Here is a 26,313-nt window from a genome sequence, read left to right as displayed (position 1 = left end):
TACTCCTTTTTTCATGCCTTAAAAGTCTTGGGGCATAAGGGCTGAGATTTATGAAATTCATTCAGGTATCACGTTTTTATTAGAAATTTCATTAACAGTATGTATATGAAAAGCGAATTTAATACAAATTTTAAGGGATGATAGAATGTTTACAGAATTATATCCAATGAGTAAGGAAATTTCAGAAAAAGTTGATAAATTAATTAATGATTTTGTCGTAAGTGAAGGTGACTTTACAGAGGGAATTATTAGTTTAGAAGAAATGACACATCTTTATTTATTAAAACAATTATCTCGAAATTTAAAGAAGAAAGTTATAGTGCCTGTTTATTACTATAAAGTATTAGTGGAAGAGGAAGTTAATAAAAGTACGCTAGCATTTCATGCAGAACATGCTTTAATGCGAGTTACTTCTGTTTGGGAGCATCTATTTCAGATATTAAATACGTTTTTAGAAATTAATATGAGTCCTAGAAGAGTTAAAGAAACTGATGAAAAATGGTTGATAGAAAAAAAATCTATTACTATTAAAAAGAATATTTCATTTAAAAAATATGCAAAAGTTAGTAATCAGTATCTGACTAGAACTAGCTTTTTGAGTAACGTAAAAAAGAAATTTATAGCTGATCCAATCCTTAGGGAAATTGTTAACTTATCTAACAAACCACATTGGAAAAAAATAAGAGAGTACCGAAACGATATAATTCACCATAAATTTATTGGACAATCTGAATTTATTCTAGATGCTTCACATGACAATTATATTATTCAGATAGAAAATAAGGCAGAAGAATTCTTTGATTATAGAGAATTAACAGTTCACCTATTAGCCGGGTTAGATGATATTAAGGACGGTTTAGAAAAAAGCTTTTTGATGCTTAAGCAGGATTTGACGCCAAATAAGAAGTTATCTTCTAGAGAAGATTACTTTCTTTTAAAAATTAAGTGTGCCTGTGATGAAAAAGTTAAACTAGTTCCTGACTCTGCAAAAGAATTAGATGATAAATTAATAAAAAGCAAAAATGAATTTCGTGGAATTTTTTGCCCTAAATGCTTCTCAGATAACGTGGAAATAATAGAAGATAAACAAAAAGTAAGCCAAAAAACGTGGGCAGATAACTTTAACGCATACTATTATGATAAAACGCCCGTATACTTAGAAAAGAAAATTAATGATCTTAATAAATAAAGATGGAGGAGAAAGAGGGAAATAGGAATTAAGAAGGAAGCACGGGGACATACCCAGTGCTTCTTTCATGTGGTTAGAAGCAAAAGAAACGTACTGCTCCCTTTCATTTGACATTATAATGTCTAAGCGTCTTAAACCGCTTTTTCTGCTTCACATACTTCTCGTTAAGAACCAATACCTTCCCATTCTCCGTGGCTGCATATTTGCGGTAAACAGTTTTACATCTTTCGAATGCGAGGTGCCCAAGGATATAAATGGGTAGGGTGATGGCCAAGAGTATGAGTGCATCCCTAATGAAGTGAAACCTATGACCAACTACATAAATCGTTATGACTGCCTGGGATGCGAAAGCGACGGTCAGGGTGATCAGCACATTGAAGATGTGAAAGACGAATACCTCTTTTTCCTCTCGAAACATCCGCTCCAGTTCATTTTTAAATGTGAGGGTAATGAATACTGATATCACAATGAATATAAGGCAAACAAAATACGTTAACACAGTAACCATTTTGCCCGTCCTCCTCCATGGATAATCCCCTTTTTCAGCATTGTAACACAACAGTGAAGCACGGAGACGTACCTCATATCCAACAAGCTAACTTGAAAGTAAAGAGAAATTTACTAATACTTTTGGACATAACCTAAAAATTTGCATACTCAAATAAGCCTCATCATTAGATTTTTCAAAAGTAATATGCTTAAGCTGCCGTGCCATTGGTAGCCTTCCCAATAGTCCTTTCATAGGAGACTTTCAATATATCAAAAACAGTCAGCTTCTTTTTCCTATGACTTTTCTTCCCGTTTTTCTCTATCTGGAAATAGATTCTTTTTATAACTTCCAGGATGGAAGTCCTGCTGGAGATAATCGCTTCAAACAGCGTCGGAATAAACTCCACTGTGATTGATATGGACTTGTATTCACTCGTTTCTCTTTTCTTTTTTCTTAGTAGATACTCCCTTGCCTGAAAGGCAATCGTCGAACTAATCAAAAGAGAAATCAACGTTCCGTATAAGTGGCATTCAAATCTTTCCTTTTGCATCTTTTTACTTTATGAATCTGGAACAGGGACTTCCATGTCTTGAACAGGATTTCAATTTGCCAACGAAGGGAGTAGAAAAGGGAATTTCTTCCTTTGGCACACTCTGATATGGTATATTAGAGATGAACATGTTCAATTTATAGAGTTTTTTGGTGGGGTGTGATAATTTCACGCCCCTCTTTTTTTCGGTTTTCTCTCTCTTTTTTTCCCTTTTTTTAATTTGTTCGGGAGCCAACTTATAAAGGATCAGCCGGGGAATGTGGTGTTTTTTGGCCGTTACGAAAATATCTAAAAGCTCCCTGATTTCCCCTTCCTCCATCTCATCCATTACCTCTCCCAAATCCAATTTTATATAATCCCCATCTTCCTTCGTAAATAGCGTAGTGGGTGGCTTTAGTCGAGTGAGATAGTAAGCGCCCTTTTGGCCAATCTGGTACAATTCCTCGACGTTGAAGTAGCCGAGGTCCCGTATGATTAAATCACTTTGAGTATTGCGAAGAGAATGAGCCACTAGTGCGGAGTTTTGAGCCACTATTTGCGGACAATAGATCTAGTGAAAGTGGAGTGGAGAGCCAGTGGATTATTATGAGAGAAAAAGGCAGCCATTGAAACAGTCGTGTTCTATTTCAAGTATAATTTAAATAAAGTATATTCAGAATAGAGGGAAAAAGACATGGCGGCTTTTACTCAAGATAAGTTTGCTTTGCCGAGAGCAAGCTGTATAGATATTTACTTGGTTGCGGGCAATTGAGATTATTGATCAGCAACTAGAAGATAAACGATTTAGATAAGATAGCAGAAAATATTAAACCAGGAAAGCAAGCCTTTATAGAATATGTTATGAAAAATGGAATTACTGATAAGCTGAATTCTGCACAAGCTATCTGGCAGGTAGGAAAGGGAGATGGCGTCTATTTAAGAGTTTTAAATGATGACGGGTCTGTATGTGATTGGGACTTTTTTAGCAAATGGGTAAAGGGTCTAAGTGGAAAACCCATTACAATACATAATAAACTTGTACGTGATCGGATACCGGAAATTATCAAAGGCAATGGGAAAAACGCAAAGGTAAGACAATTAACAAACTATGAATATATAAGAGAGTTGAGAAGAAAAGCATCTGAAGAGCTAAATGAGTACATTAACTCTAAGAGCAATGAAGAGGCTGGAGAAGAACTTGCTGATTTATTAGAGGTTATCCATTCACTTGCGGAAATTCATGGCTATTCAATTCATGATATTGAACAAACCCGTAAGCAAAAGGCTGAAATTAGAGGTGGTTTTAAGGACAGAGTATTTCTAATCGATGTAGAGGGTTAAACTCTTATAGATTACACAGATCCTTACTTTTGTCTACTAGAGGAGATAGAGAACGATGGACAAGAAGACTTTTAAATCTAGCTTTCAAACGTTTTTAGAAGAACCCATAGATGGAATAAACTCTGAGCAAAAGATAAAATATATGAAAAAATGGAGAGGTTATGAAAATAATAAAATTCCATAATTAATTAATTCTTCAGATTTAATTCAAATTGATAGCTCATTAAAAATTGGTATTTTAGTAAGAACAACTTTAGATAAAGTCATAATGAATAAATTACTTTCTTCCGAAAAAGTTCGCCTCTTACAGGAAGAAAAACACTGTAAAAACTTATTTGATCTTAATTTTCCTATGTTGAAAAAAGTCGTGTGGGGTAATCCGCTTTCCGAACAAAGAAAAGTAAATGGGTATGATCGTTATTGGGCGGAGCCAGTTACAATCGACAATGAAAAGTATCTTGTTTGCAATGACTGGTATGAGAGGAATAAAACGAAGTTTATTTTGTGGGCTAAAAGTTTTGGCTAAATTGAATTTCTAAGAAATCACAGTGTAATAAAATTAGATTTTTAAATATTTTGTTTAAAGTAGTCTTTTCTTCAACGAAAAGACTATTTTTCTTTTATTAATTTTTTTTGATCCCTATACATCAATTGAATATTCTCCGCAGAGAAGACGCTCCGCGTGTGGAAAAGGACTCTATGGAGAGAATGTTTGGGATGATGATGCCAAAGGGGCCAAGCGAACTGCCGCTTTCTAAAATGAATATGGCGGTATGGGAACTAAAATGATGAAAAGCGTAATGGAAAAGAAAAACGTTGATACTCAGCAAACCTTAATTCAAACAGCTCAAAAAGCAGGCGTGAAACTTGTCGCTTGTACGATGAGCAAACCACGAAAATGGAACACTATCCTGGCTGAAGTGAACCCTTAAAATGGAACACATAAAAAGCATCTAGACAACCTGTACTCTAAAAACAACAGGTTGTCTAATTTCTCTTATTAAAAACTCAATTAATTTATTCCATTTTCAGGGCGCGTTTGTGGAAGATCATTAGTCTAATTCCTCGGTAAAAATGCAGAGGAATTAGACTTTTTTTTTCTCTCAAAATCCTTAACATTGTAAATCTGCGGTTTTCTTGACATTCCTCCAATGGTAAAGGCAACAAGTGGTAAATCTTGTGACAATCGGCGGTAAAAAACATGGCAGAAGTGGTACATTCCTATGGCCGTAATCAAACAAAAAGAACCGAGTGGTTTTTGCCCGGTTTTTATATTAGGGTATGACTTTTGTGTCTAGACAGCAACATTCCATTCTAGACAAATTTATATCTGTCTAGACAAATTTACACTTATTTCGTTAATTCATTACCATAGGGCAATTTGGGGTTAACATTCGCTGCTTAAAATGAAATTGTGAGGGGGAGATGGATGACAACGATTAAATTTCTGGCGATCAGCAACCAAATAAATAAAGACTACATCATGAAGAATGATAGATCGACTAAGCGCCTGCCAGGGGAAAAAGAATTATCAGAGCAATATGGTGTCAGCAGGGAAACGATTCGGAAAGCATTAAACGAATTGATCCAGCATGGCAAAATTTACAGCATCCAAGGTTCCGGCTATTACATAAAACAAGCATCATTAACTTTGAAGAATTCGCTGAACTATTTAAGCAGCATTACGGAAATGATCCGGGATTTCAACCTGTCGGAAAATGACATGAATACAAAAATGCATGTGGACAAGGCTTCTGAAGAAGCAAGACAGCTCCTGGACCTGAATGAGGATGACGACGTCTATATCTTAAACAGGATACGGACCGCCAATTTCGAACCAGTTGTTTACTCGATTAACGTGCTGCCTCTGAAATTAGTCGGCAAAGAATTTGAACAATATTACTTTAAAGGGTCGCTATCAAAATTTTTAAAGGACTTCTATCAGTACGAATTTACGGAAGCAATCACTGAAATCCAGGCAGTCACGGCAGCGGATGAAGTATCGGACGTTTTTGCCGGGAACCATTATCCTTTATTAAAATTCATCCAAACCCATTATACGATTGAAGGAAAACCTATTTTACTTTCATACGATTACATGAGGAACGATGTGATCCGCTTTTATGTGAAAAGAAATAAACAAATAAAAGGAAGGTAATCAGCTCATGAAAAAATTATTACTACTTGCAATCGCATTATTATTAACCATAAGTATCGCATCCGGCTGCCAGTCAAATAAAGGCGAGACCACCTCTGCTTCTGCGGATGGCCTGCCAAAAGATGCAAATGGCAACAAAATTATGACGATGAAGGTGTTTACAAATGATGCTTCTGCTCCCACTCGAGTCACCAACTTTGAAAGTGCAGCAGAGAAATTAAATGAAGAGCTGGAAAAAGAAAAAGCCGATTATCGAGTGAAAATTGAACCGATTGTGAAACCGATGAGTGCGGAAGACTTCGATAAAAACTTCATCTTCGCTTCCCAATCAAATAATGCAGCAGATATTTATACCACTTCATACGCTTCTGTCGGCTGGATGGCGGAAGGAGATTACATCCTGCCGCTTGATAGTGTTAAGAAGGAAAAAGTGTTTGAAAATATCATGGATGGCTATTGGCAGCCAGTGACATGGGATGGCAAAGCCTACGGAGTCATTCAAGATACCGAAGCACGGGTTGTTTATTTTAATAAAGAAATTTTAAGAAAAATGGGTTGGTCGGAAGAAGACATCAACCAACTGCCAAAAAAAGCGGAGGCTGGCGAATTTACCTTGAATGATATGACAGACACCGCTGCAGACGCCCGAAAACAGGGATTTGTAAAAAACGGGTATGAGTTCGACCGCGGTCCAAATGATGTCCCAATGAATTTTTACAACTTTGGAGCAGAGCTTTACGACTGGAAAAATAAAAAGTTTGTCCTGGATAAAGAAAAAGCGCTCAAAACATTTGAGTGGGTGAAGGAAAGTCGCGAGAGTGGCGTTGTCCCTGCACAAAACATGACAACGGATAAAGCAGAAAAATTGGCGAGAATGCTAAACCAGGAAACACTGTTTGCCCAGGGAGGAATTTGGGATGAAGCGAAGTTCCGTACACAAGGTTGGCATAAAGAATTAGGAAATGTGACAACGGATTGGATTAAACAGAATGTGGGCGTAATGAATCTGCCTGTTGTAAAAAAAGGACAGAAACCGATCACGGTATCGAATCCCTATGTTTATGTCGTTTCCAAAAACAGCAAAAATCCAGACATCGCCAAAAGATTACTGGCACATGTAAGTGCTCCGGAGCTGCAGGCAAAACATGCGGTTGAAACCTCGCATATTCCTTTTACAAAAGAAGGGCAAGAGCATGAACAAGTAAAAGCGAATGAATGGATCAATAGTGTAAATTATTTAACAAACTATTCAAAGTTCACAGGGAATCACCCAGACCAGACAAAGTACAGCAAAATCCTCATTGATGCCACGAGCTATGTAATGTCGGGTGAAATGACACCTGAAAAAGCGGTAGGGTACATCGAAGAACAAATGGCACTTAATCTGAAAGCAAATTCAGTCATCAAATAATAAGTGTGGGGAATTGCAATGTTAGCAAATGAAACGATTTTATTGGAACAAGAGATTGTCAGGAGAGAATTTGAACAAAAGAAATCGCTATGGCAATCGGCAAAAGAAAATAAATATTGGGGCCTCATATTAGGCCCCTTCGTTTTCAACCAGCTTGTGCTCGTACCTATCACAGCGCTGATTGTCATCCTGATCTCTTTCACATCAATGGACCACGGGCTGCACTGGGACTTTGTCGGCTGGACCAATTACGAAAAGGTATTCTCGGACCCAAAAATCGGCTTAATCTTTTGGAATACCGTCATTTTTGTATGTATGACCCTGTTCATCAAAATGTTTTTAGGATTGTTTGTTGCGGTTACAACGACTTATTTTATGAAAAACTCAAGGCCTGGAACGATCTTTCGCGCGATTTGGCTGCTGCCGAAAGTATCACCAGGAGTGGTAGAGGCTCTTCTATGGACATGGATATTCAGCCCGACTGACCGTGGCATTCTCAATATGATTTTACACAAGATGTACGGATTGGAACCGGTCGCATGGCTTAATGAATATCCGCTACTCATTAACATTGTTTTAGCGGGTGTCATGGGAACATCGATTACAACCATTATGCTTTCGTCCTCTATTCAGTCGATGGATGAAAACCTGTTTAGGGTGGCAAAGGTCGATGGAGCGTCAGACTGGACAATCATTAAAAAAATCATTTTTCCACAATTAAAGTGGCCACTCGCATTTCTAACGCTATGGCAAGGGTTGGCACTGGTAACATCCTATGAATCTATCTTGCTGCTGACGGACGGGGGACCAACCTATCAATCGGAAGTATGGTCATTGTATTCGTTTCATACTGCATTTTCCACGCTGGATTTTGGTTATGGTTCGGCCATTTCGATGTATATGCTCCCCTTGATCTTTGCGGTCATTTTCATCGCTTATAAGCAATTTGGCTTAAAAAAGTTAATGGACAGTGATAAATGATGAAACCATTAAATTCAGGTACAATGGCAAATTTAAATCTACGGCTTTCGGACAGCTGGTTAAAAATATTCTGTATTACCGCGTTAACGATCTTTTCATTGATTTTGTTATGTATCTATTTAGGCATGTTTGTGTTTGCTTTTAGTGACATCAAGGGAGGTTGGCCGGCAGGTTTCACACTCACCAACTGGAAATTTTTATTTGAACCCAATTTAGTGATTGGCACGTTTACGTTCCCGAGTGTCTGGACTGTTTTTTATAACACCATGGTCATCGCGGTTGGAAGTATGGCAATTGAAGTGGGCGTCAGCTTATTAGCTGGTTACGCTTTGTCAAAAGGCCAATTTCCTGGCAAAGATTTGTTATTACAATCGACATTATTTACAAGGGCCCTTCCGTCGATTACAACATTAATCGCCAGTTTCTACATATTAAAAACAGTCGGACTTCTGGACACGCTGTTCGGAACGATTTTGATAAAAGGCTTAGCGGAAGTAGGCCTGTCGACCTGGATCATTAAAGGGTTCTTTGATGAGATACCCACCGAAATCCACCGGGCTGCCGAAATTGACGGGAGTTCGAAATGGAAAAAGTTCTTCGCGATCTATGTCCCGTATATTTGGCCAGGAATTGCAGCGATAACGCTGTTTGCCTTTCTGAATGGATGGGGAGAGTATATTCTTGTCTCCACCTTCACCTATGATGCGGGTAAAGTGACACTTCCGATTGTCTTGAATGCTTTATTGGATATGGATTCAACGGCCGCTGTGAATTACGGTTTTATTATGACGTTAGCAACGTTTTACATGATTCCAGCCATGTTGTTATATCTGTTTTCTCAAAAATATATAACGAAGATGAAGATGTAGTGGAGGGCCAACTGATGAAAGTTTCTTTAAAACAGCTATATAAATATTATGACCCGAAAAAACCAGCTGTCAGAAATATTGATTTAGAGATACCATCCGGGAAGCTGACCACGATATTAGGCCCATCAGGGTGTGGTAAATCCACAACCATGCTCATGATTGCTGGATTGGAAAAGCCATCAAATGGTGACATTTTCTTCGATGATCGATGTGTCACAACAGTTCCGCCAAAGTTCAGGAAAATCGGGATGGTGTTTCAGAACTCAGCGTTGTATCCCAATATGTCTGTTAAAGACAATATTTTATTTCCTTTAAAAAATGAAAAGGTGCCGAAGAAAATAGCGGCTGAAAGAGTTAGCAAGGTCCTGAAAATGGTCAACATGGAAGGATTTGAACACAGGAAGCCTGCCCAGCTGTCAGGCGGCCAGCGCCAGCGCGTTGCCATCGCCAGAGCGATCGCAAAAGAGCCAGATCTCCTGATCCTTGATGAACCATTATCTGCGCTTGACGCTTCACTGCGAATGAAAATGAGGGAAGAAATCAAACAGCTTCAACAACAATTAGGGATAACGACCATAATGGTCACCCATGACCAGGATGAAGCGATGGCGATGTCCGATATGATAGCCGTCATGAAGGATGGGGAGCTTCAGCAGTTTGACCAGCCGCTCAATATCGTTCATAACCCGAGAAATTGGTTCGTAGCTGAATTTTTAGGAATGCCCATCATGAACAGAATTGATTGCAGCTATAATCACCTGAATCATTCGCTAGTTTTGGAAAGGGAGGGTACATCGATCAGTTTAGCGGGTTACAATCTGTCGCATCATCAAAATGAACCACTTATCTTAGGATTTAGGCCGCATGATGCGGACGTTGTTTTTCATAAACCTGATCAGGACAATTTCCTTAAGGGCATGACGAAGCATATTGAACATACAGGCAGGGAATACCTGATCACGGTGGTGCTGGAGGGTACTGGCGAAACTGTAAAAGTGATTTGTCCCACCAGCCTTGAGCCGAGAGTCTATGCGGATGTGTGGGTGAAAATCAAAACGCTGAAATTTTTGTTTGAAAGAGATGGTTTACAACAAAATCTTTATCCAAAAGAAGAAAAGGATTTGAAGCAGCTTGTGGTGCATAATTTCTGACCTAGATGGTACTTTGCTTGATAGCAGCCAACGCATTCCAGCAGAAGTCATAGCAAGAATCCAACGTTTTGAAAATGCAGGCGGCAGATTTACGTTTGCGACCGGCCGTTCGCTCGACAGTGTCATGCCTTATCTCGGCCAAGCTGGCATTACAACCCCTGTCATCCTGTACAATGGAGCCATCGTATATCACCCGGTAACAGGAGAGTTTATTTATGAACGATTTTTAGAGACTCGTAAAACCGAAGACATTGTTTCAGCTTTTCAAGACATCCAGACGGAATATGAAATCAGTTTGTTGGCATTTGACCGCGAAGGTGCCTATTACCTTGAAGAAACTGAATTCATCAAAAAACAATTAAGAAAAGATGGCATTCGCGCACAGCGTACATCGGCAGGTGAACTTCTGACGAAACAATTGATCAAGATCATGCTGATTGGGGGACATGAACATATACATGAATTAAAAAACCTGTTTTCCGCTTTTCAGCCAATTAACTCAGAACCTGAATTGCTTGAATTCATCGCCACAGGGGTGAATAAAGGGGCCGCAGTAAAGTTCTTAATGGATTACCTCGACATTCCATCCCAACAACTCGCAGCTGTCGGTGATAATGAGAATGATCTGGAAATGCTGCAAACAGCGGGATTGGGAATATCCGTCCGAAATGCGGTTCCCAGCATAAAAGCAGTTTCAGATTATGTAACCAGGAAAACGAATACTGAACATGCTTTGATTGAAGTGATTGAAAAGCTTGAAGAGACGAATTATATGACGGTTATGGAACATGGAGGACTCAGAAGATGATTGATTTATTGCCGCACTTTGAAAACTTCCCCAATTCAGCGCCCAGGTATCCTAACCTATGGATCATGGTTTCTGACAAACTTGCAAACAATTACAAGCAAGCCCTGACATTTGCAGTCCGTGCCCTTGAGAACACAATCGAAATGGAAGATGACTACGGTTATTTTCATACAGCAGAGGGATGCGATGCAGTTGGCAGAAGAAGGGGACTGCAGTTAATCGAGCTGGGGGAAAATGGGGAATTGACCCATGACCATTCGACCCATTTCCGTTTCTACACCCATTACTTAAGCCAGCAGAAACCGTTACAATTCGAAAATGAATCGTACTATCCAATCGCAATCAGTGTCCACTTTGAAGTGGACCGTCCGAGCCATTTGCATCCGTTTGTAGATGAATGCCCAATCTGCGGTTGTACCGGGGGATACGAAAAGTATTATCAAGAAGAGTACCACAATAAATCATCAAAGCTTAAGAATGAATTTCTTCATGATCCATTGGGAGTTGAAGCTGCCATTTTTGGAACTGTCAAAAACAAGCCAGTCCCCCTATTAAATGGTTTAGTTACGATTAAAGATAATTTTGAAGTGCAGTATGACAAGATAAACCATGAAAATTTGAGAGAAGACATGAACACTGGTACTTTAGGTATTGTCAGATTCTTGGCTAGGAACTCTTAATTTCATCAGTTATTGTTATAGAAAAGGTGCCATGGGCTTGGAAAATTGGTAGCCTGGCATCTTTTTTATATTGCACAATTTGTTACGCATAGTGCTTTTTTGGGTTACTTGACAACTTTCATAGACCTTGTGATTACAGCCAATGAAATGTACCATCATTGACATAGTTTTTACCACTGAATGACAAAAAGTGTATCACTGAATGACAGACTGTTTAACACTTCATACCTTCTGGATGATCAAAGATGAAAAACCGTAGTTTTTGGAATCAAAATGTTAATTGATTTTCAATAAGATCAATTTCAGCAAACGGGCCATTTAATGGAACAACATACTCCAATAAAAATTATTATAGGTAAAGTGATTGTGATGATTTTCACTTAAACTAACGTGCAGAACAGTTTAACAACTAATTAGATATTTATGGTAAAATATCCTTATAAAGGGGGGGCAATGTTGAAAAAATATCTATATTCAGGGATTTTACTTGGAATTATTGTGTTAGCTGGGTGTAGTGCAAATGAGCAAACAGAAGAACAAGTTAACGTAAAAGAAGTGAAAACGGAAGATGCAACTAACATACAAGAAGGAAAAGTTCAGCCTTTAGCTGACTCTGGCAAAGAAATGGTTTCAAAACCTGTTTTAAAATTGACTCAAGAACAAAAAGAAGATTACTACAAGCAATATGCTAAGATTATCGAACAGGTAAATTTGGAGTATTCAGATACGCAGTTGGAACTTGTTCCTCTCAACGAGTTTAAAGAAGAAGAATGGGTAGAACCAGATGAATTCAGACGGATAGCGAGCGATATGGCAACTATGGAATTTACATCTAGTTTTGGTGGTGACCCTGTTGAATAAGTGTAATCTAAATAATTTCAGATACAATCATTAATCTGACGAAAATCAATAATTAAGTTAGACAGAGCGTTAATAATATGGATTTACAATAACAGTTTGTGAAACATTGTACTTAAACTATTGGGAGCTTTGATCCAAAAAGGATTAGGCCCTTTTTTGTTGTCGTTATTGTACAAACGGGCAGGATAGGTAAAGAAATGAAATCCATAAACTCATCTCAAATGATACAATATTGATGATATATTTTTTAGCATAAATCGAAAGTAGGCTTTTAATATGGAGAATGATTCCGCTAATCAGTTATGGCACGAATATCAAAAAGTAAACCCAGATGCACCAAAAGATTATGTGGTATGGGCATTTGGCGGAACAAAGGAAATGGCTGATGAACTTGCAAAATTAGTATTAGAAGGAACTAAAACAGCGACAACTTCTAATTTCATGTTGTATGAATTAGAAAAAGAGCCACTACCATCTGTTGGTCTCCACAATATAATACTCACTGGGGAAGGAAAGGCTGTCGCAATCGTTGAAACAACATCCGTTCAAGTTGTCCCTTTTGATGAAGTCACTTCTGAACATGCATATCAGGAAGGAGAAGGAGACCGTACGTTAAGGTATTGGCGAGACGTTCACGAGTCTTTTTTCAAAAAGGAATTAAATGATATTAATCAGGAGTTTCATTATAATATTCCAGTTGTATGTGAAAGATTTCGGCTGATTTATAAAAAGTGATCAAGATTGTGAAGAATTGTTCTTAAACTATAGGGTGCGATAGAAGAAGAACAATTAATCGATCCTAAGCATGAGGCCATATCAGGTTATTCCATTAAAGGGCGCGTTTATTGAGTAACGCGCCTTTTCCTGTATCGTGCCAGATTATTGAATAATACAGATAGAAAATGATTGAACTTTTTATAAAAACCATACTTTAACCCAGTGGAAAAGAATCCACTTTTATCAATCTTTTCTTCGTTAAATACCGGTTTTTGTAGTTAATTTGACCACAAATTTTATTTCAAGTCATATTGAGGAAAAATTATAAATACAACTTGACATTGGAGTAAACTCCAATGATATTCTGGGTTCATGGAAAAACTTTATTCTATACAAGAGGTTTCACGAAAACTTGGGATACCCAAGGATACACTTCGGTATTATGACCGGATTGGGATCATCTCGCCTTCTCGGGATGACAATCGGTACCGCAAGTATTCGAGGGATGACCTCATAGACTTGATGAATATTCAAATCATGCAGTATGCGGACTTTTCTCTTGACGAAATCAAGGAGAAATTTATTGGTATCCGCAAGATGGAAAATATTGATTCCACTTACTGTGAAGATGTTGCTTCGTTCCTCGATGCTAAAAACGCAGAAACGCGGATGAAGATTACCCATCTGGAAAAGGTCAGCCAGCTGCTCAATATGGCAGCCGAAACGTTAAGGGACTTTAATAAAGAAAGCGACCAACGATTGGCAGAATTCGTCCGCGAGCTTTACAAGGATATCCGAGAGAATGAACCGGAAATTTCTAAGGAGGGTTGTGATCGTCATCAAGGTTAGGAATTATTATTATCTGATTGTAGGGGTTCTTGCGATTCTGTTTGCCGTTACGCATGCTTGGAATGGGCAATCCGTTGTGCTGCCGACACTCGACATTAAGGCGATGCCCATGGATACCCGGACGGTATTCACGTATGTTTGGCACATTATAACGGCGGAAAATCTGGTCTTCGGCATTGCATTCATTTACATGTCATTCCAAAGTGAGCAATTAAAAATCCGTATTGCCGCTTGGATAATCGCGGCGATCCTGATCGTCCGACTGATTGTCATTCTTGGCGTAACTGCATTACTTGACGTTTCAGCTCTTACGGATACGATTGTAGATTCTATTGCCATCGTAATCTATGTTGCCTTGATTATATTGGGCACAACTATGAATAAAAAATAAACAGGTGGTTAGCAGCTACAGTAACTTAGATTTCTGAATTTTCTTCCAACTTGTAGACTCTATCAAAGCTATATAGTAAACAATCATTGGCCTTTCTTGATTAAATATGTTTATGATCAAAGTTGTACATTCAAAGTCGTGCTGTTATCGAATATTAGAGCAGTGAAATTAACCAAGGTGGGATACACATCCATGACAGCCATGAGGTCAGGGGGCGTGTCCCTTTGTGCTATTGGGAGCCATTCGAAAGGTGGCGAACCCTTGGAGCTCGTTATTAATAAGAAGTCGTCTTTTTGCATAGACCACACATTTAAGGGATAGTTTTTTGTGGTGTAAAAAAGATTGTGAAGTAATGTACTTAAAGTAACGGGGGCGATAGAAGAAGAACAATTAATCAATCCTAAGCATGAGGCCATATCAGGTTATTCCGTTAAAGGGCGCAATTCTGCAGCAAGAATTACGCTCTTTCTTTTTGTTAAGGGCCAGATTGTGTAGTGAATCTTTTATTACGTAGTAGACTATTACTCCGCAACAATATGTTCATTTTCAAGGGCATTTTGTTAAAGAATGTACTTTACGTTAATGAAGCATAAGGTTGAAGAAGCAGAAAGGGACAATCCCCTTCTATACCTTTTAAATCCTAATGTATTGTCAGAATTTCAATTATTTAAATTCTTGCAAGACCTCTTTCAAATGCTGAAAGATGATTTAAAGAGGCATTACGTAGTTGAGAAAAAACGGTTCGAATATCATTAGGAATATTAAGTGATAAAAACCTTTCATACATAGAAATATTGTCTATTTCCCCTTGAACGCCGTCAGCATATGCAGCCTTAATACTTTCTGGAGTTGTAACAAATGATTGCGATTTATCTTCAGGTAACGGTACCTGATAACGTTCAAAAAGTGGTAATAAAGCATTTATATGCCTCAATTCAGCTTCTTTTATTTGTGCAAATGTACGTATATATCCAAAGTTTCCTAAAATATTATCATATCTTGCTTGAGCTAGGTATTCGTCTTGAAGGGCAAACGTCAACATTTGAGGTAAAGTTAATGTTGAAACACTTAATGCCCCTTTAGCACCGTAATTATTGATTTGCCTATTGATGTTTGTTTGCCTTAGATTTTTTGAAAAAGACAAGAACCATACAGCGTGATTTTGTTCGTCTGCAGCTGCACGTCGAAACCTTTCTTTAATAATTGGATCATTCGCTTTATCTGCTATATCTAAATAAAAATCTACAGCTTCTTGTTCATCTTTAAATGCAAATTCTATTCCTGCTTTATACTTGTCTGGACATTTCTCAATGACTTGATATGATGGTTTATTTCCTGTTAAGTTTGTATAAATTCTGCTGAATTCTTCAAGATGACGTACTTCATCCTTTTGGATTTCAAGAATTCTGTTCCTTTCATCCACTGAAGTTGTCATATTGGCTAACTTCTTATAACAAGCAACAGCACTATACTCTGCATTTATGGCTTTCTTAATATCATTAACAAGTTGAATGTCATTTGGCATACGATAATCATAATATTGTGGACCAGAATGATTTGAATACATGTTTGTCCTCCTTTTGTTAACCATCAACTTATCATATGTTTTATGTCTGGGTAGCTGTGCAAGTTCATTTCTTGTATTGTTGTTTTTACCTCTTTTCACCAATTGGGAAAGATAAATCATTAAATAAGAATTCTTATCTCAAAGTACACTTTCTTAACAAGTGCATAGGATAATTTTATAAACTGTGAAGGGATTGAGGTAAAAATGTACAATAATCCTTATATGTATCCAAATCAATATCCTTATTATGTTAATACACCAAGGTATAACTATGACATTCAACCACGTTACTGGACGTTTCCTAACGAAAGCAGATTCTACTCTTATCACTCTTTTAATGGTGATAGAAGTATTTTATTAAAAGATTATGGAACAAAACCATTTGTCATCAATATCAATGAAGCAACAAAGCAAAACAATACTTACCGCACTGCTATATGGACAGGAACACATTTACAAACTACTTTAATGAGTATTGATGTTGGCGATGATATCGGTTCGGAAATGCATCCTGACGTTGATCAATTCTTACGTATTGAACAAGGACAAGGGATTGTTCAAATGGGAAAGAGTAAAAATAATTTAAACTTTAAGAGAAATGTGTATGATGATTCTGCAATATTTATACCAGCTGGCACATGGCATAATCTAATTAATACAGGGAATAGTCCACTTAAACTTTATTCGATATATGCTCCCCCTAACCATCCATTTGGGACTGTCCATGTTTCTAAAGCAGATGCAATGGCTGCGGAAGAAGGACATGGAAATGGTAATACAGATGTTTTCGGTAAGACACCAGATGAGTGGATACAGCACACCGAATATTTAGTTAATGAAGGGCTAGAGGACGTTAAAAGAGGTATCAATGCTACACATATTCTACAAGAATTTATTCTAATGGGAGTTCTTGTTGGAAAAGGTTATTCTCCTGAAAGAGCATATGAAACAGTAGAAGAATGGGAACGAACAGGAGAATCTAAACTTCTTCAGAAAAGCAAAAATATGTAAAAATAGAGTAATAGCTTGTAAATAGTAGTTCTTGGCAAACCCAAGTTATTTCAACATTAAAAAACATAAAACGTTAGATTAACAATTAAGGAGTACTTCAGCGATTCATAAATTTTATAAGAAAAGCTTTTTTCTTATTGAGCTTTAAGGTAATGCTATTCAAAAAAGGTTTTTAAATTTTTATGTTGAAGTTATTGTATCCAATGGTTGCTTTTGTTTAAGAAGAACAACTACCAAAATAAATCATTTACTGCGCAGTACAAGAAAAAAGTGAATTAGTGATCTTCAGCAAACGAGCGCTTTTCCGAAATAACAAAAGCGTCTTTTTTTATGTCTCCCAAGGGTTATGAGAGTTTCTAGAAAATGGTTAATCTTAGATTGTTGAATAATACTATGAAATTTACTCTTTTTGAACATAATGAAATCTAGATTAAATGTTTCAAAACCTAGGAGAGTGAAGTGGAATGTTATTATCTGAAGCATGGGAGAAGTATCAACTGGATAAGAAGATTGAGGGATATTCTGCTCTCACATTGAAAACTTATTGCTTTCAATATAACCTGTTATTAAGATTTTTTGGCGATATTGATATGAGTGAACTTACAACAGAGAAACTCAAAAGCTACTTAATTGAAGTGGGAGAACATTTAAAACCGTCCAGTCTAGGGCATCGAGTTCGTTGTATTCGATCACTTCTCAAATGGACATATGATGAAGGATTCATTTCCAAGAGACCAGCTACTAAACTAAAGGAACCAAAGTTGGGTAAAAGAATCCCAAAATTCCTTTCAGAACTTGAAATAGAACATCTCAGGGAAGCGTGCCAAACCTCTCTGGAAAATGCATTATTTGAGTTTATTTATTCTACCGGTTGTCGTATTGGAGAAGTCGTAAAACTCAACCGTGATGATATCAACTTCTCTACAAATTCTGTTATTGTGCATGGAAAAGGCGATAAGGAAAGAGAAGTGTACTTTAATACTCGCTGCTCAATGTGGTTAAATAGATACTTAGACGAACGAGATGATGAGGATCCATGCCTTTTTATCACCGAAAGAAAACCTAAAAGACGTATGAGTATCGACCTTATAAGGTATATCATCAAGCGCATATCAAGTCGTGCGGGAATAAAAAAGAGTATTCATCCGCATCAATTACGACATAGTTATGCGACTCACATGATCAACAATGGAGCACCTCTTGAAGTAATCCAAAGCTTACTTGGTCATGAGAAGAGTGAGACTACAAAAATATATGCGCAGCTTAGCGGAAAGTTGAGACATGATTTTTATAGTAAATATTTTTGAAAGCTACTAAAAATAATATTTAATCGAAATCGACGCACGCATAGATAAATGCGTGTCTTTTTGAATCGGGCCAGATTGTGGAATAACGCAGTTGATGGATTATACTAAAAATCGGGAATAGATTGTGAAGAATTATGCTTAAACTAACAAGACAGAATAGTCAAATTCAAGGAAATAAGTTAAATTTAAATGATAAGTACAGTAAAATTTACTTATTACTAAATAAGGAAAATAAACTTATATAATAGATAATAAATTCCATATAAAGGTGGATTTATATGCCTAAAATTGACAATATACTAGCAATTCTATGGATGCTTAGTTCAGGTGAAAAAATTACTGCAAAACAAATTTCAGAAAAGTTAGAGATGAATATAAGGACTGTGTATCGTTATATTGATACACTTTCAACAAGTGGTGTACCTATAATTTCAGACACAGGACATAACGGTGGATACACTTTATTGAACAATTTTATTGAAGCTCCTCTTTTTTTTGATTTTGAGGAGCAAACATCACTATTTCACGCTGCTATTTTTGCAGAAGAAGCCGGATATTATGGAGGTGAAGCACTAAATAGGGCTATTTCAAAACTAAGCAAATATTCAAATCAAGAGCAGGAAACAAAGATAAACCAACATTTAACCAGTCTTGAAGTAATAAGTCGATTAAGTTCCCTCTCTATAGAACCTTTCTTGAAGGAGCTAGAGCAGTCCGTAGCTGACGGGTACTCTGTAAAAATTCTATACCATAAAAGTGGCGAAGAGCAATCAAAGTATAGATTGGTCGATCCGTACAGAATTATTTATTGGAATATTAAGTGGTATGTTATTGGATTTTGTCATCTTAGGAATGATATCCGAAGTTTTAGAGTAGATCGAATTGAAAGTCTAATGCTAACCGAAAATAAGTTTAACCGGCCAGAAAATTTTTCAGCACGTGACTTTTTTATGAAAAACCTCCTTCCAACTATAAAAGATAAGGAAGGGATTATTTCTTTAGTTATTAATGGGAATAAAAGGACGTTGGGGGATATTTGCCAACATTGGTTTTTAGGACATTATTTACAAGAACGGACTTCAAATCAAGCAGTATTTCTTCTTGAAAAAGATATGATACATACATATGTACCTTATTTACTTTTACCGTACGGTAAATCTATTCAAGTTATTGAGCCAATAAGTCTAAAGAAAAGACTTATTGAAGTTCTGTCGGAATTAATAAAATTTCATCAAGCATGATAACTTCCCTGACGTTAGCTGTCAGGGAAGTTATATTATAATAGGCTATATCAATTGTGATTGGAGTGTTATTGGATGCAAACAAAACAAGTTTATCTTTATGTATTTAATACAATGTCAGACTGGGAATATGGATATTTAATTGCTGAACTAAACTCAGGAAGATATTTCAAAAAAGATTTAGCACCTTTAAAAGTAGTTACAGTAGGAGCTAATAAAGAAATGATTACTACGATGGGGGGACTGAGCATAAAACCAGATATTTCCCTTGATGAGTGTACTCTTGAGAGTAAAGATCTTTTAGTTTTACCTGGAGGGAATACATGGGGAGAAGATATTCATCAACCTATCTTGAAAAAAATTGGCCAAGCTTTAAAGCTAGGCACTATTGTTGCTGCAATTTGTGGTGCAACTGAGGGGCTAGCGAATATTGGATACCTAGATTCTAGAAAACATACAAGCAATGACTTAGAGTATATTAAAATGGTCTGTCCTAATTATCAAGGAGAAAAATTTTATGAGATGGGACCTGCTGTATCTGATGAGAATTTGGTTACTGCATCAGGAGTAGCTCCTCTGGAATTCGCGATGGAAGTACTAAAAAAATTAGATGTATTTGCAACTGATACATTACATTCATGGTATTACCTAAATAAAACTCATAAGCCAGAATACTTCTTCCAATTAATGAATTCAATAAATAGATGAGCTAAAAAAAACCAACATAGCAGTTTTATATTAGTTCAAATAATTTCCATGCTTTAGACGATGTCAAAGTATGTTTTTTGTACATAACCTAAAAATGTTTATAAAAAAACTTACAAAGCACTCCTGAAGTTGTTGTAAATAGAACTAGTAACTAAATCTCTTTTTAGTCTTATTATTGAACAACGGTGGCTTTTTTCTTGTAATTTTGTAATAATGATGGAACGATCTTCAAGAATCGGGCGCAATTCTGCAGCAAGAATTACGCTCTTTCTTTTTGTTAAGGGCCATTTAATAGAGCAATGAAAAAGCCTAATTTCTTGTTTTAATGCTAAGAAATTAGGCTTTTTAATATTGTAATCTTTTTAACGTAGTAAATCCGCATTTTCTTGTCGTACACCTTGTTCAACATATTTTAGCTTCCTTTTAATAATTACTACACCGTACAAAAACTAAACAACTTTAATTTTAATGCCGATTAATATAGTAATGAGTAAATTTAAAAAATATCCTTTTTAAGGAGAATCAAAATGAATATTAATACAACATATACATCAGTCGTTTTAACTACTCCAAATCAACGAATAATTCAGGATAAAACAATTACTAAAGATAAAGATCAAACGGTTATTCAAAGTACAAATGATTTTGTAAGCGAATCAGATAAAATGATGAAAATACTAGATGAAAAATACCAAAAAATCAACGAACAAAATAAACAATTTAAAGATCCTCAAGGCCATATATTTGATAAGTATAGAAACCCATATTCTTCTTACTTCAGAAGTGATCTAACAAAAAGTGAAAGAGATGCTGCTTACAGTATGGAAATAAGTTGGGCAAACAGTGGAACAGGGGGGTATTATAGTTTTAATGATGCTGCCTTTCGTAATAAAAAGGCATACAATCCCGAGCAAGAAAGTATAGAACGAAAAGCATTTAATCGGCAGAAGGTTAATGAACAATTGCATTCATTATTCTCTAAAAATGGAGTAACACTTCCTAATGGTACAAGTTTAACATTAACAATTGACCCTAATAATTTCAAATTAATATTTAGTGGATCAAAAGATGAAGCTCTTATAAACCAATTAGAAAGCTTATTAAATGCAGACAATAATTCAAGAGAATTATTTTTCCATATAATGAAAAGTAGATCTGACGATTCGACTCAATTTTCAAATGCAAAACTAGATAAGTTCCATCTTGTTAATCAAATAAAAACAATCACAGGATATAATTTGAAAGATTTAGAAATTGTAAATGGTAAGTTTATTACAGAAGATGGGACTGATATTTTCAATATTTATAAGGAAAAGCTTGATCAAAATCCATATACAAAGGATCATGTCGGAGCAGCAATTGGCTATTATGGCCCCATTCTCCATGAACTAGCGAAAAATGGCTTTGATTCCATTCCTGATTTAACTCTTTCTATCCTTTATGAAGATAACCAACTCAAAGACATCGGACAATCCATAAACTATAGTAAGACACTTTAATTCATAGCCTACAAAAAAATAAAAAATAGTGCTTACTTAGAGATAATAAAAGTACCCTGTTAAATAATGGGAACTTATTTACTTTGTGCCTAGAATGTGGCCTTATGTTAACTAGTTTTGTATAAGGTATTCATTTTTTCCTTTTAAACCTTGTTCAATTAAAGGGCGCGATTGTGGAAGATCATTAGTCTAATTCCTCGGTAGAAATACGGAGGGATTAGGCTTTTTTATCTTTCAAAATCCTTAACTTTGTAAATCCGCACTTTTTGACGATACCTATTGGTAAACACATTGGCTACGGAATTTATCTGGACATCCAACATCCGCTAATATTTCATCTATGGTGGTTTCTTTACCCATCATCCAGATATAGTCACCGCCATCATAGGGTTGGCAAGTAGGGCAATATTTTAATCTTTCTGAGTGTTAACTTTATATCGCTCTGCTGTTTTATCAAGCTGCGGTAGAGATCTTTCGTAATCCAACTCTGCACCGCCCTTAAGACATATTATTTCCCTCTTTCCATATCTCTGCAAAAGCATGATAAAGGGACTTTTTTACCTTACCATCTAAAGGTTCCTAACATCTGAGAAATGAACACACAGACCCAAAATAAGCCGAACATCATACCGAAAAAGATCCAGTCACGCCATCTTATCTTTAACCGATGGTAAAATGTTCGATCGCGCTCACCTGTGAATCCTTTAGATTCCATGGCAATGGCGGAGCGCTCAGCTTTGCGAATGGCACTTGCAAGCAAGGGAATAGCATATCTTTTCAAAGTAAGTAATTTCCCTTTGATACCTGTTTCACGATTAGCGCCTCTTACTTTATGGGCGTGGCGGATGATTCTGATTTCTTCCGTCAACAGTGGTAAAAAGCGGTAGCCCGCAAGTAATCCGTAGGCAAGTTTCGGAGGCAATTTACATTGTTGAACGAGACTTAAGATAAATTTTACAGGATCTGTCGTCAAGATGAATATAAGTGACAAGCCCGTGAAACAAAGTACGCGCAGTCCGAGCGCCAACCCTGTTGAAATTCCATAATTCGTGATTTCAATTGAACCAACTGAGAGATAAACAATGAGTTCCGTGCCCTCAGGAGGGTCGGAAAAAACCGCGCTAGTCCATACATAACCGAGTGCGACGATTAAAAATGGAATGAAAATGAGCAACCATTTACGGATTTCAATTTTACCAAATCTAAAAGTTACGATTAGAATCAACAGCCAAAAAAGCAAGGGTGTGACTGGGTCAAAAACGATTGATAATAGAAGGACGAGTACAATCACAGTCAAAGCTTTCATGCTTGGATTAAGTGTATGAAGCTGCAGATGTTTCACCTCCCAACGTTAACTTTTTCTGCAATGAATATGACAGTGGCAGTTCAAGGTGAGCTGATTCAAGCAGCTGGCCAGACCCTGAAAATAAATGATGAGGCGTTCCTTCATATAAAACTTCTCCGCCAACAATTATAATCACATGATCCGCATATGAGGATACAAGCTCCATGTCGTGCGTAATCATCAAGGCGGAAAAGCCGTCCGCGAGTCGTTTGCGCACCATGTTCATCAGTTCTTCCGCTGTTCTGGCATCCTGACCATATGTCGGTTCATCTAAAATAAAAATTGGTTGGTTATCCACCATCATTGTCGCTACACTTAACCGTCTTTTTTGTCCTTGGCTTAGTGAAAAAGGATGCTGATTTGCTAAATTTCGAAGACGGCATGCAGTCAAAATTCGCTCCGCAATCGGCTTAATTTCAGTGTCACTCATTTTTTGTATTTTCAATGAAAAAGCAATTTCTTCATACACAGTATCAGCGATGAATTGATGTTCAGGATTTTGGAAAACATAGCCGATTGTTTTGCTAATTTCTAAATCTGACATGGATGTTAGAGATGTGCCCTTATATAAAACATCACCGGTTTTAGGTTTTACAAGACCTGAAAGCGCGTATGACAAAGTCGATTTCCCGGCCCCATTTGGACCCACGATGGCAGTAAGTGAACATTTCGGTATGTGAACATCAATCTTATTCAAAATGGTTTTGTCTTTTTTGCCATAAGTGAGACTTTGGGTTTCCATGATTGGATCCGGTAAAGAGTATTCTTTTTTACGTGCAAAAAAAGGAAGATCTTCCGCAGTAAATTCTTCATCAAGCAGTTTTTGGAGCAACTCATCTTCAGTTAAAGGAACTGCGTCTACTAAATCAAGCTGTTCACTTAATAGCAGTGTTTTTGGGAGCCAAATCCCTTGTTCCTTCAGATCTTCAAGATAATAACGGAAGCAATCCTTGATCATCCCGTCGAACATGCTCTCTCCGTTTTCTGTGAATACGAGGCATCTATCCAAAAACGAAATCCAGTGATCCAATTTATGTTCTATCACGATGAGTGAAAATTGTAGTTTCTCTTGCAGTTTTTTCATCGTAAGGGCAAATTCTTTCGTCGTAATCGGATCGAGCAGTGCTGTAGGTTCATCCAAAATAATTAAGTCTGGCTTCATGGCAAGTACGCAAGCAAGCGCAAGCTTTTGCTTCATTCCTCCTGAGAGCGTAGCAATACTTGCACATATATAGTCTTGAAGTCCAACAAGGGATAGTACCCATTCTATTCGTTCGCCGATTTCTTCGGGAGAAACTTTCAAGTTTTCCAAGCCAAAGGCGATTTCATCTTCCACGGTCAGCATGCAGAATTGGGCTTCGGGGTCTTGAAACACGACCCCGATATGTTTACTTGCTTCACCAGGTAGATAATCCTCGATTTTTTTTCCGAAAAGATGAATAGAGCCTTCCGTGTATCCGTCGATAGCTGTAGGGTATAAGCCGTTTAGACATAATGCGAGCGAACTTTTCCCTGAACCACTTGGCCCGAGCAAAAGCAATGTTTCTCCTTTTTTCAATGAAAAAGATAGGTTGTGCAGTACTTGAGCTTCCATTTCATTGTAGGAGAAGGAAAAATTCTCGACTACGATCATGCTGCTTTATTCCGTTTCATTTCTTTTCCAAGTGCCATGCCATTGAGGACACCTGTTTTTGCTAGGTTATCACTAATGTATTTTCCAAGCAGGCCTGCCAGCACTGCACCCGAAGCCAATCGAATGACAAACATCCAGAAAACGTAAGTCGACGAAAGTGTAGTAAATCCAGATAAATAATAACCCCAGATGAAACTGAAAACAGATGAACCCATTCCGGCAGCCATTAGTACCCAGACAGAGTAGCGTTTCCAGCCTGTTGCTGCAAAGACAACTTCTGCTCCGAGTCCTTGGATCATTCCGGACAAAATCAGACGGGGTCCGTTCACATTGCCGATTAACACTTCAACAAATGCTGCGATCGTTTCTGCTAATAAAGCAGCACCCGGTTTCCGAATAATGTAGGCGGCAATGATCGACACGATAAACCAAATACCGAAAATAGGCTCATAGCCAATCGGTCCCATCAAGCCAACAAAGACATTTCCAACCTGGAAAAATAATAAATATACGATTGCGAAAACGACGGATAGAGCTGACATCACGACGATTTCGCGAAGATTCCATTTGAACATGATTGAAGTCCTCCTATGATTCTAGTTTTTTTTCCTGGAAGGGCTATTCGCCGAAATATTAACGGTCATCGTGACATGACTCACTTGTTCCTGCGAAACGCGGAAAGCTTCTTCCAGTGTTTCGAACACATCGTGTGCATCACCATCAAGCCGGCTAGCATAATGAACGCCGCCCGTGAAGGTACCTTTTTCTTTCGCGATTTCACAGACACCAGCAATGATTTGCATGTAGCTGTCCTTATTCATTGGATAAAGTGCGAATTGAGTAGGTGCTTCGATTTGAAGATTTGCAACTCTCGGCTCATTAATGCGCACGTCGTCCTCAGACATATATGTATCTCCCTCGGAGTCGCCAGGGCAGCCGATTGAAAAAGTTCCGTTCAATACAACGTGCTTTCCTGTTTTCGCTGCGTGAATATACATCGCTTTCGCGACATCAAAAACATGCCCCATTTTCCCCCGGATGCAAGTGCTAATATCATCTGTCTGCACCCATACTTTTGTTTTGTCGACTTCCTTCAATGTGGACTGGATGATCTCGACGAATTGATCGCTCATCGGATAAAGAGAAAACCTGAAACCGACAATCCTGCTTGTACCGCAAACTGAATTTGACATAAAAAACTCCCTTTAAAATGTATTTATTACAATAAAAAAGCTGCATCTTTTTGGAAGATGCAGCAGTGTACGGAAAATTCAAACGCCCGTAAACAGCCGCACTTCCCCACGCTGGTATTATCCAGATCGGGTAATAAGGGATCGGAACGCTCTTCAGCGTTCTCATCTCAGCCATTTCGGCACCCCTAGTGCAACAGGATATATGCAGTTTTTCATTGTTCGAGTTCATCATACACGTCGGTCAAAGGTTTGTAAAGGATATAGCAAAATTTTCATATATTTCTGAACAAAACTTTTTTCGTTAAAATATAATTTCAAAAGAGTTACCCGGCTTTCTCTTTATTATCAATGTATAGAATCCATTGCAAGTGGAGTTAGGAGGTA

Annotated in this window: 29 protein-coding genes, 1 pseudogene and 1 riboswitch; of the genes and pseudogenes, 21 read left to right on the top strand and 9 right to left on the bottom strand. The window is 37.4% G+C overall.

Annotation, left to right across the window (positions count from 1 at the left end):
* Positions 1–145 precede the first annotated feature (145 nt).
* The gene (locus tag CVD19_RS13745; RefSeq protein WP_101582418.1) at positions 146–1,189 is read left to right on the top strand and encodes a hypothetical protein; all 1,044 of its coding nucleotides are present in this window, start codon (positions 146–148) and stop codon (positions 1,187–1,189) included.
* 103 nt (positions 1,190–1,292) lie between these two features.
* On the opposite strand, the gene CVD19_RS13740 is transcribed toward CVD19_RS13745, so the two are convergent.
* From CVD19_RS13740 to CVD19_RS25490, 4 genes are all read right to left on the bottom strand, one after another.
* Complete coding sequence (locus tag CVD19_RS13740) at positions 1,293–1,697, bottom strand: hypothetical protein (RefSeq protein ID WP_101582417.1); 405 nt, start codon at positions 1,695–1,697, stop codon at positions 1,293–1,295.
* A gap of 190 nt (positions 1,698–1,887) precedes the next feature.
* On the bottom strand, positions 1,888–2,229 hold the full coding sequence (locus CVD19_RS13735) for a hypothetical protein (protein WP_101582416.1): 342 nt from the start codon (positions 2,227–2,229) through the stop codon (positions 1,888–1,890).
* The gene (locus CVD19_RS25880; RefSeq protein WP_374702891.1) at positions 2,187–2,279 is read right to left on the bottom strand and encodes a hypothetical protein; all 93 of its coding nucleotides are present in this window, start codon (positions 2,277–2,279) and stop codon (positions 2,187–2,189) included. The genes CVD19_RS13735 and CVD19_RS25880 overlap by 43 nt, the downstream gene beginning before the upstream one ends.
* On the bottom strand, positions 2,234–2,557 hold the full coding sequence (locus CVD19_RS25490; RefSeq protein ID WP_257985139.1) for a hypothetical protein: 324 nt from the start codon (positions 2,555–2,557) through the stop codon (positions 2,234–2,236). The genes CVD19_RS25880 and CVD19_RS25490 overlap by 46 nt, the downstream gene beginning before the upstream one ends.
* A 668-nt stretch (positions 2,558–3,225) precedes the next feature.
* Here CVD19_RS25490 and CVD19_RS13725 point away from each other — a divergent pair.
* The 15 genes and pseudogenes from CVD19_RS13725 (at position 3,226) to CVD19_RS13660 (ending at position 14,425) form a co-directional block, all read left to right on the top strand.
* Positions 3,226–3,549, top strand: coding sequence for a nucleoside triphosphate pyrophosphohydrolase (locus CVD19_RS13725; RefSeq protein ID WP_101582425.1), 324 nt, complete (start codon positions 3,226–3,228; stop codon positions 3,547–3,549).
* A gap of 55 nt (positions 3,550–3,604) precedes the next feature.
* A complete protein-coding gene (locus tag CVD19_RS25485) occupies positions 3,605–3,733 on the top strand; it encodes a hypothetical protein (RefSeq protein ID WP_257985138.1) in 129 nt (42 codons plus the stop codon).
* An 84-nt stretch (positions 3,734–3,817) separates the two neighbouring features.
* The gene (locus CVD19_RS13720) at positions 3,818–4,075 is read left to right on the top strand and encodes a hypothetical protein (RefSeq protein WP_101582415.1); all 258 of its coding nucleotides are present in this window, start codon (positions 3,818–3,820) and stop codon (positions 4,073–4,075) included.
* A 125-nt stretch (positions 4,076–4,200) separates the two neighbouring features.
* A pseudogene (locus tag CVD19_RS13715) lies at positions 4,201–4,436 on the top strand (DsrE/DsrF/DrsH-like family protein); the annotation flags it as partial.
* A 542-nt stretch (positions 4,437–4,978) separates the two neighbouring features.
* Positions 4,979–5,707, top strand: a complete 729-nt coding sequence (locus CVD19_RS13710; protein WP_101582414.1) for a GntR family transcriptional regulator — start codon at positions 4,979–4,981, stop codon at positions 5,705–5,707.
* A gap of 7 nt (positions 5,708–5,714) precedes the next feature.
* Complete coding sequence (locus CVD19_RS13705) at positions 5,715–7,118, top strand: sugar ABC transporter substrate-binding protein (protein ID WP_101582413.1); 1,404 nt, start codon at positions 5,715–5,717, stop codon at positions 7,116–7,118.
* An 18-nt stretch (positions 7,119–7,136) separates the two neighbouring features.
* The gene (locus CVD19_RS13700) at positions 7,137–8,099 is read left to right on the top strand and encodes a carbohydrate ABC transporter permease (RefSeq protein WP_101582412.1); all 963 of its coding nucleotides are present in this window, start codon (positions 7,137–7,139) and stop codon (positions 8,097–8,099) included.
* Positions 8,096–8,968, top strand: a complete 873-nt coding sequence (locus tag CVD19_RS13695) for a carbohydrate ABC transporter permease (protein WP_101582411.1) — start codon at positions 8,096–8,098, stop codon at positions 8,966–8,968. The genes CVD19_RS13700 and CVD19_RS13695 overlap by 4 nt, the downstream gene beginning before the upstream one ends.
* 14 nt (positions 8,969–8,982) lie before the next feature.
* A complete protein-coding gene (locus CVD19_RS13690) occupies positions 8,983–10,119 on the top strand; it encodes an ABC transporter ATP-binding protein (RefSeq protein ID WP_101582410.1) in 1,137 nt (378 codons plus the stop codon).
* Entirely contained in the window at positions 10,100–10,927 is an 828-nt protein-coding gene (locus CVD19_RS13685; protein ID WP_101582409.1) for a Cof-type HAD-IIB family hydrolase, read from the top strand. The genes CVD19_RS13690 and CVD19_RS13685 overlap by 20 nt, the downstream gene beginning before the upstream one ends.
* Positions 10,924–11,607, top strand: coding sequence for a hypothetical protein (locus tag CVD19_RS13680; protein ID WP_101582408.1), 684 nt, complete (start codon positions 10,924–10,926; stop codon positions 11,605–11,607). Before CVD19_RS13685 ends, CVD19_RS13680 begins: the two co-directional genes overlap by 4 nt.
* 456 nt (positions 11,608–12,063) lie before the next feature.
* Positions 12,064–12,468, top strand: coding sequence for a hypothetical protein (locus tag CVD19_RS13675; protein WP_101582407.1), 405 nt, complete (start codon positions 12,064–12,066; stop codon positions 12,466–12,468).
* A 276-nt stretch (positions 12,469–12,744) separates the two neighbouring features.
* Complete coding sequence (locus tag CVD19_RS13670) at positions 12,745–13,203, top strand: ASCH domain-containing protein (RefSeq protein WP_101582406.1); 459 nt, start codon at positions 12,745–12,747, stop codon at positions 13,201–13,203.
* Positions 13,204–13,557: 354 nt separating this feature from the next.
* Complete coding sequence (locus CVD19_RS13665) at positions 13,558–14,034, top strand: MerR family transcriptional regulator (protein ID WP_101582405.1); 477 nt, start codon at positions 13,558–13,560, stop codon at positions 14,032–14,034.
* Positions 13,988–14,425 carry a hypothetical protein gene (locus tag CVD19_RS13660; RefSeq protein ID WP_257985137.1) on the top strand — a complete coding sequence of 146 codons (438 nt, stop codon included), beginning with the start codon at positions 13,988–13,990 and terminating at the stop codon, positions 14,423–14,425. Before CVD19_RS13665 ends, CVD19_RS13660 begins: the two co-directional genes overlap by 47 nt.
* 667 nt (positions 14,426–15,092) lie before the next feature.
* Here the strand turns inward: CVD19_RS13660 and CVD19_RS13655 are convergent.
* Positions 15,093–15,992, bottom strand: a complete 900-nt coding sequence (locus CVD19_RS13655; protein WP_101582403.1) for a ferritin family protein — start codon at positions 15,990–15,992, stop codon at positions 15,093–15,095.
* A gap of 204 nt (positions 15,993–16,196) precedes the next feature.
* On the opposite strand from CVD19_RS13655, the gene CVD19_RS13650 reads away from it, so the two are divergent.
* From CVD19_RS13650 to CVD19_RS13630, 5 genes are all read left to right on the top strand, one after another.
* Entirely contained in the window at positions 16,197–17,003 is an 807-nt protein-coding gene (locus tag CVD19_RS13650; protein ID WP_101582402.1) for a cupin domain-containing protein, read from the top strand.
* Between the two features lie 464 nt (positions 17,004–17,467).
* Positions 17,468–18,310 (top strand): site-specific tyrosine recombinase/integron integrase, encoded by an 843-nt coding sequence (xerA, locus tag CVD19_RS13645; RefSeq protein WP_101582401.1) that lies wholly within the window; start codon positions 17,468–17,470, stop codon positions 18,308–18,310.
* A gap of 278 nt (positions 18,311–18,588) precedes the next feature.
* The gene (locus tag CVD19_RS13640; protein ID WP_101582400.1) at positions 18,589–19,551 is read left to right on the top strand and encodes a helix-turn-helix transcriptional regulator; all 963 of its coding nucleotides are present in this window, start codon (positions 18,589–18,591) and stop codon (positions 19,549–19,551) included.
* Between the two features lie 75 nt (positions 19,552–19,626).
* Entirely contained in the window at positions 19,627–20,259 is a 633-nt protein-coding gene (locus tag CVD19_RS13635) for a type 1 glutamine amidotransferase family protein (RefSeq protein ID WP_101582399.1), read from the top strand.
* A 527-nt stretch (positions 20,260–20,786) separates the two neighbouring features.
* A complete protein-coding gene (locus tag CVD19_RS13630) occupies positions 20,787–21,758 on the top strand; it encodes a DUF4885 family protein (RefSeq protein WP_101582398.1) in 972 nt (323 codons plus the stop codon).
* Between the two features lie 562 nt (positions 21,759–22,320).
* On the opposite strand, the gene CVD19_RS13625 is transcribed toward CVD19_RS13630, so the two are convergent.
* Genes CVD19_RS13625 through CVD19_RS13610 form a run of 4 tightly spaced genes read right to left on the bottom strand, consistent with a single transcriptional unit; the run spans position 22,321 to position 25,929 of the window.
* On the bottom strand, positions 22,321–23,064 hold the full coding sequence (locus CVD19_RS13625) for an energy-coupling factor transporter transmembrane component T family protein (protein ID WP_101582397.1): 744 nt from the start codon (positions 23,062–23,064) through the stop codon (positions 22,321–22,323).
* A gap of 7 nt (positions 23,065–23,071) precedes the next feature.
* Positions 23,072–24,736, bottom strand: a complete 1,665-nt coding sequence (locus CVD19_RS13620; RefSeq protein ID WP_101582396.1) for an ABC transporter ATP-binding protein — start codon at positions 24,734–24,736, stop codon at positions 23,072–23,074.
* Positions 24,733–25,311 carry an ECF transporter S component gene (locus CVD19_RS13615; protein WP_101582395.1) on the bottom strand — a complete coding sequence of 193 codons (579 nt, stop codon included), beginning with the start codon at positions 25,309–25,311 and terminating at the stop codon, positions 24,733–24,735. Before CVD19_RS13615 ends, CVD19_RS13620 begins: the two co-directional genes overlap by 4 nt.
* 21 nt (positions 25,312–25,332) lie before the next feature.
* Complete coding sequence (locus tag CVD19_RS13610) at positions 25,333–25,929, bottom strand: YkoF family thiamine/hydroxymethylpyrimidine-binding protein (protein ID WP_101582394.1); 597 nt, start codon at positions 25,927–25,929, stop codon at positions 25,333–25,335.
* A gap of 86 nt (positions 25,930–26,015) precedes the next feature.
* A riboswitch (TPP riboswitch) is annotated at positions 26,016–26,126 on the bottom strand.
* Positions 26,127–26,313: the final 187 nt, after the last annotated feature.

Source organism: Bacillus sp. T33-2, assembly GCF_002860205.1.
Lineage (GTDB): Bacteria > Bacillota > Bacilli > Bacillales > Cytobacillaceae > T33-2.
This window is presented reverse-complemented; position numbering and strand designations above follow the sequence as displayed.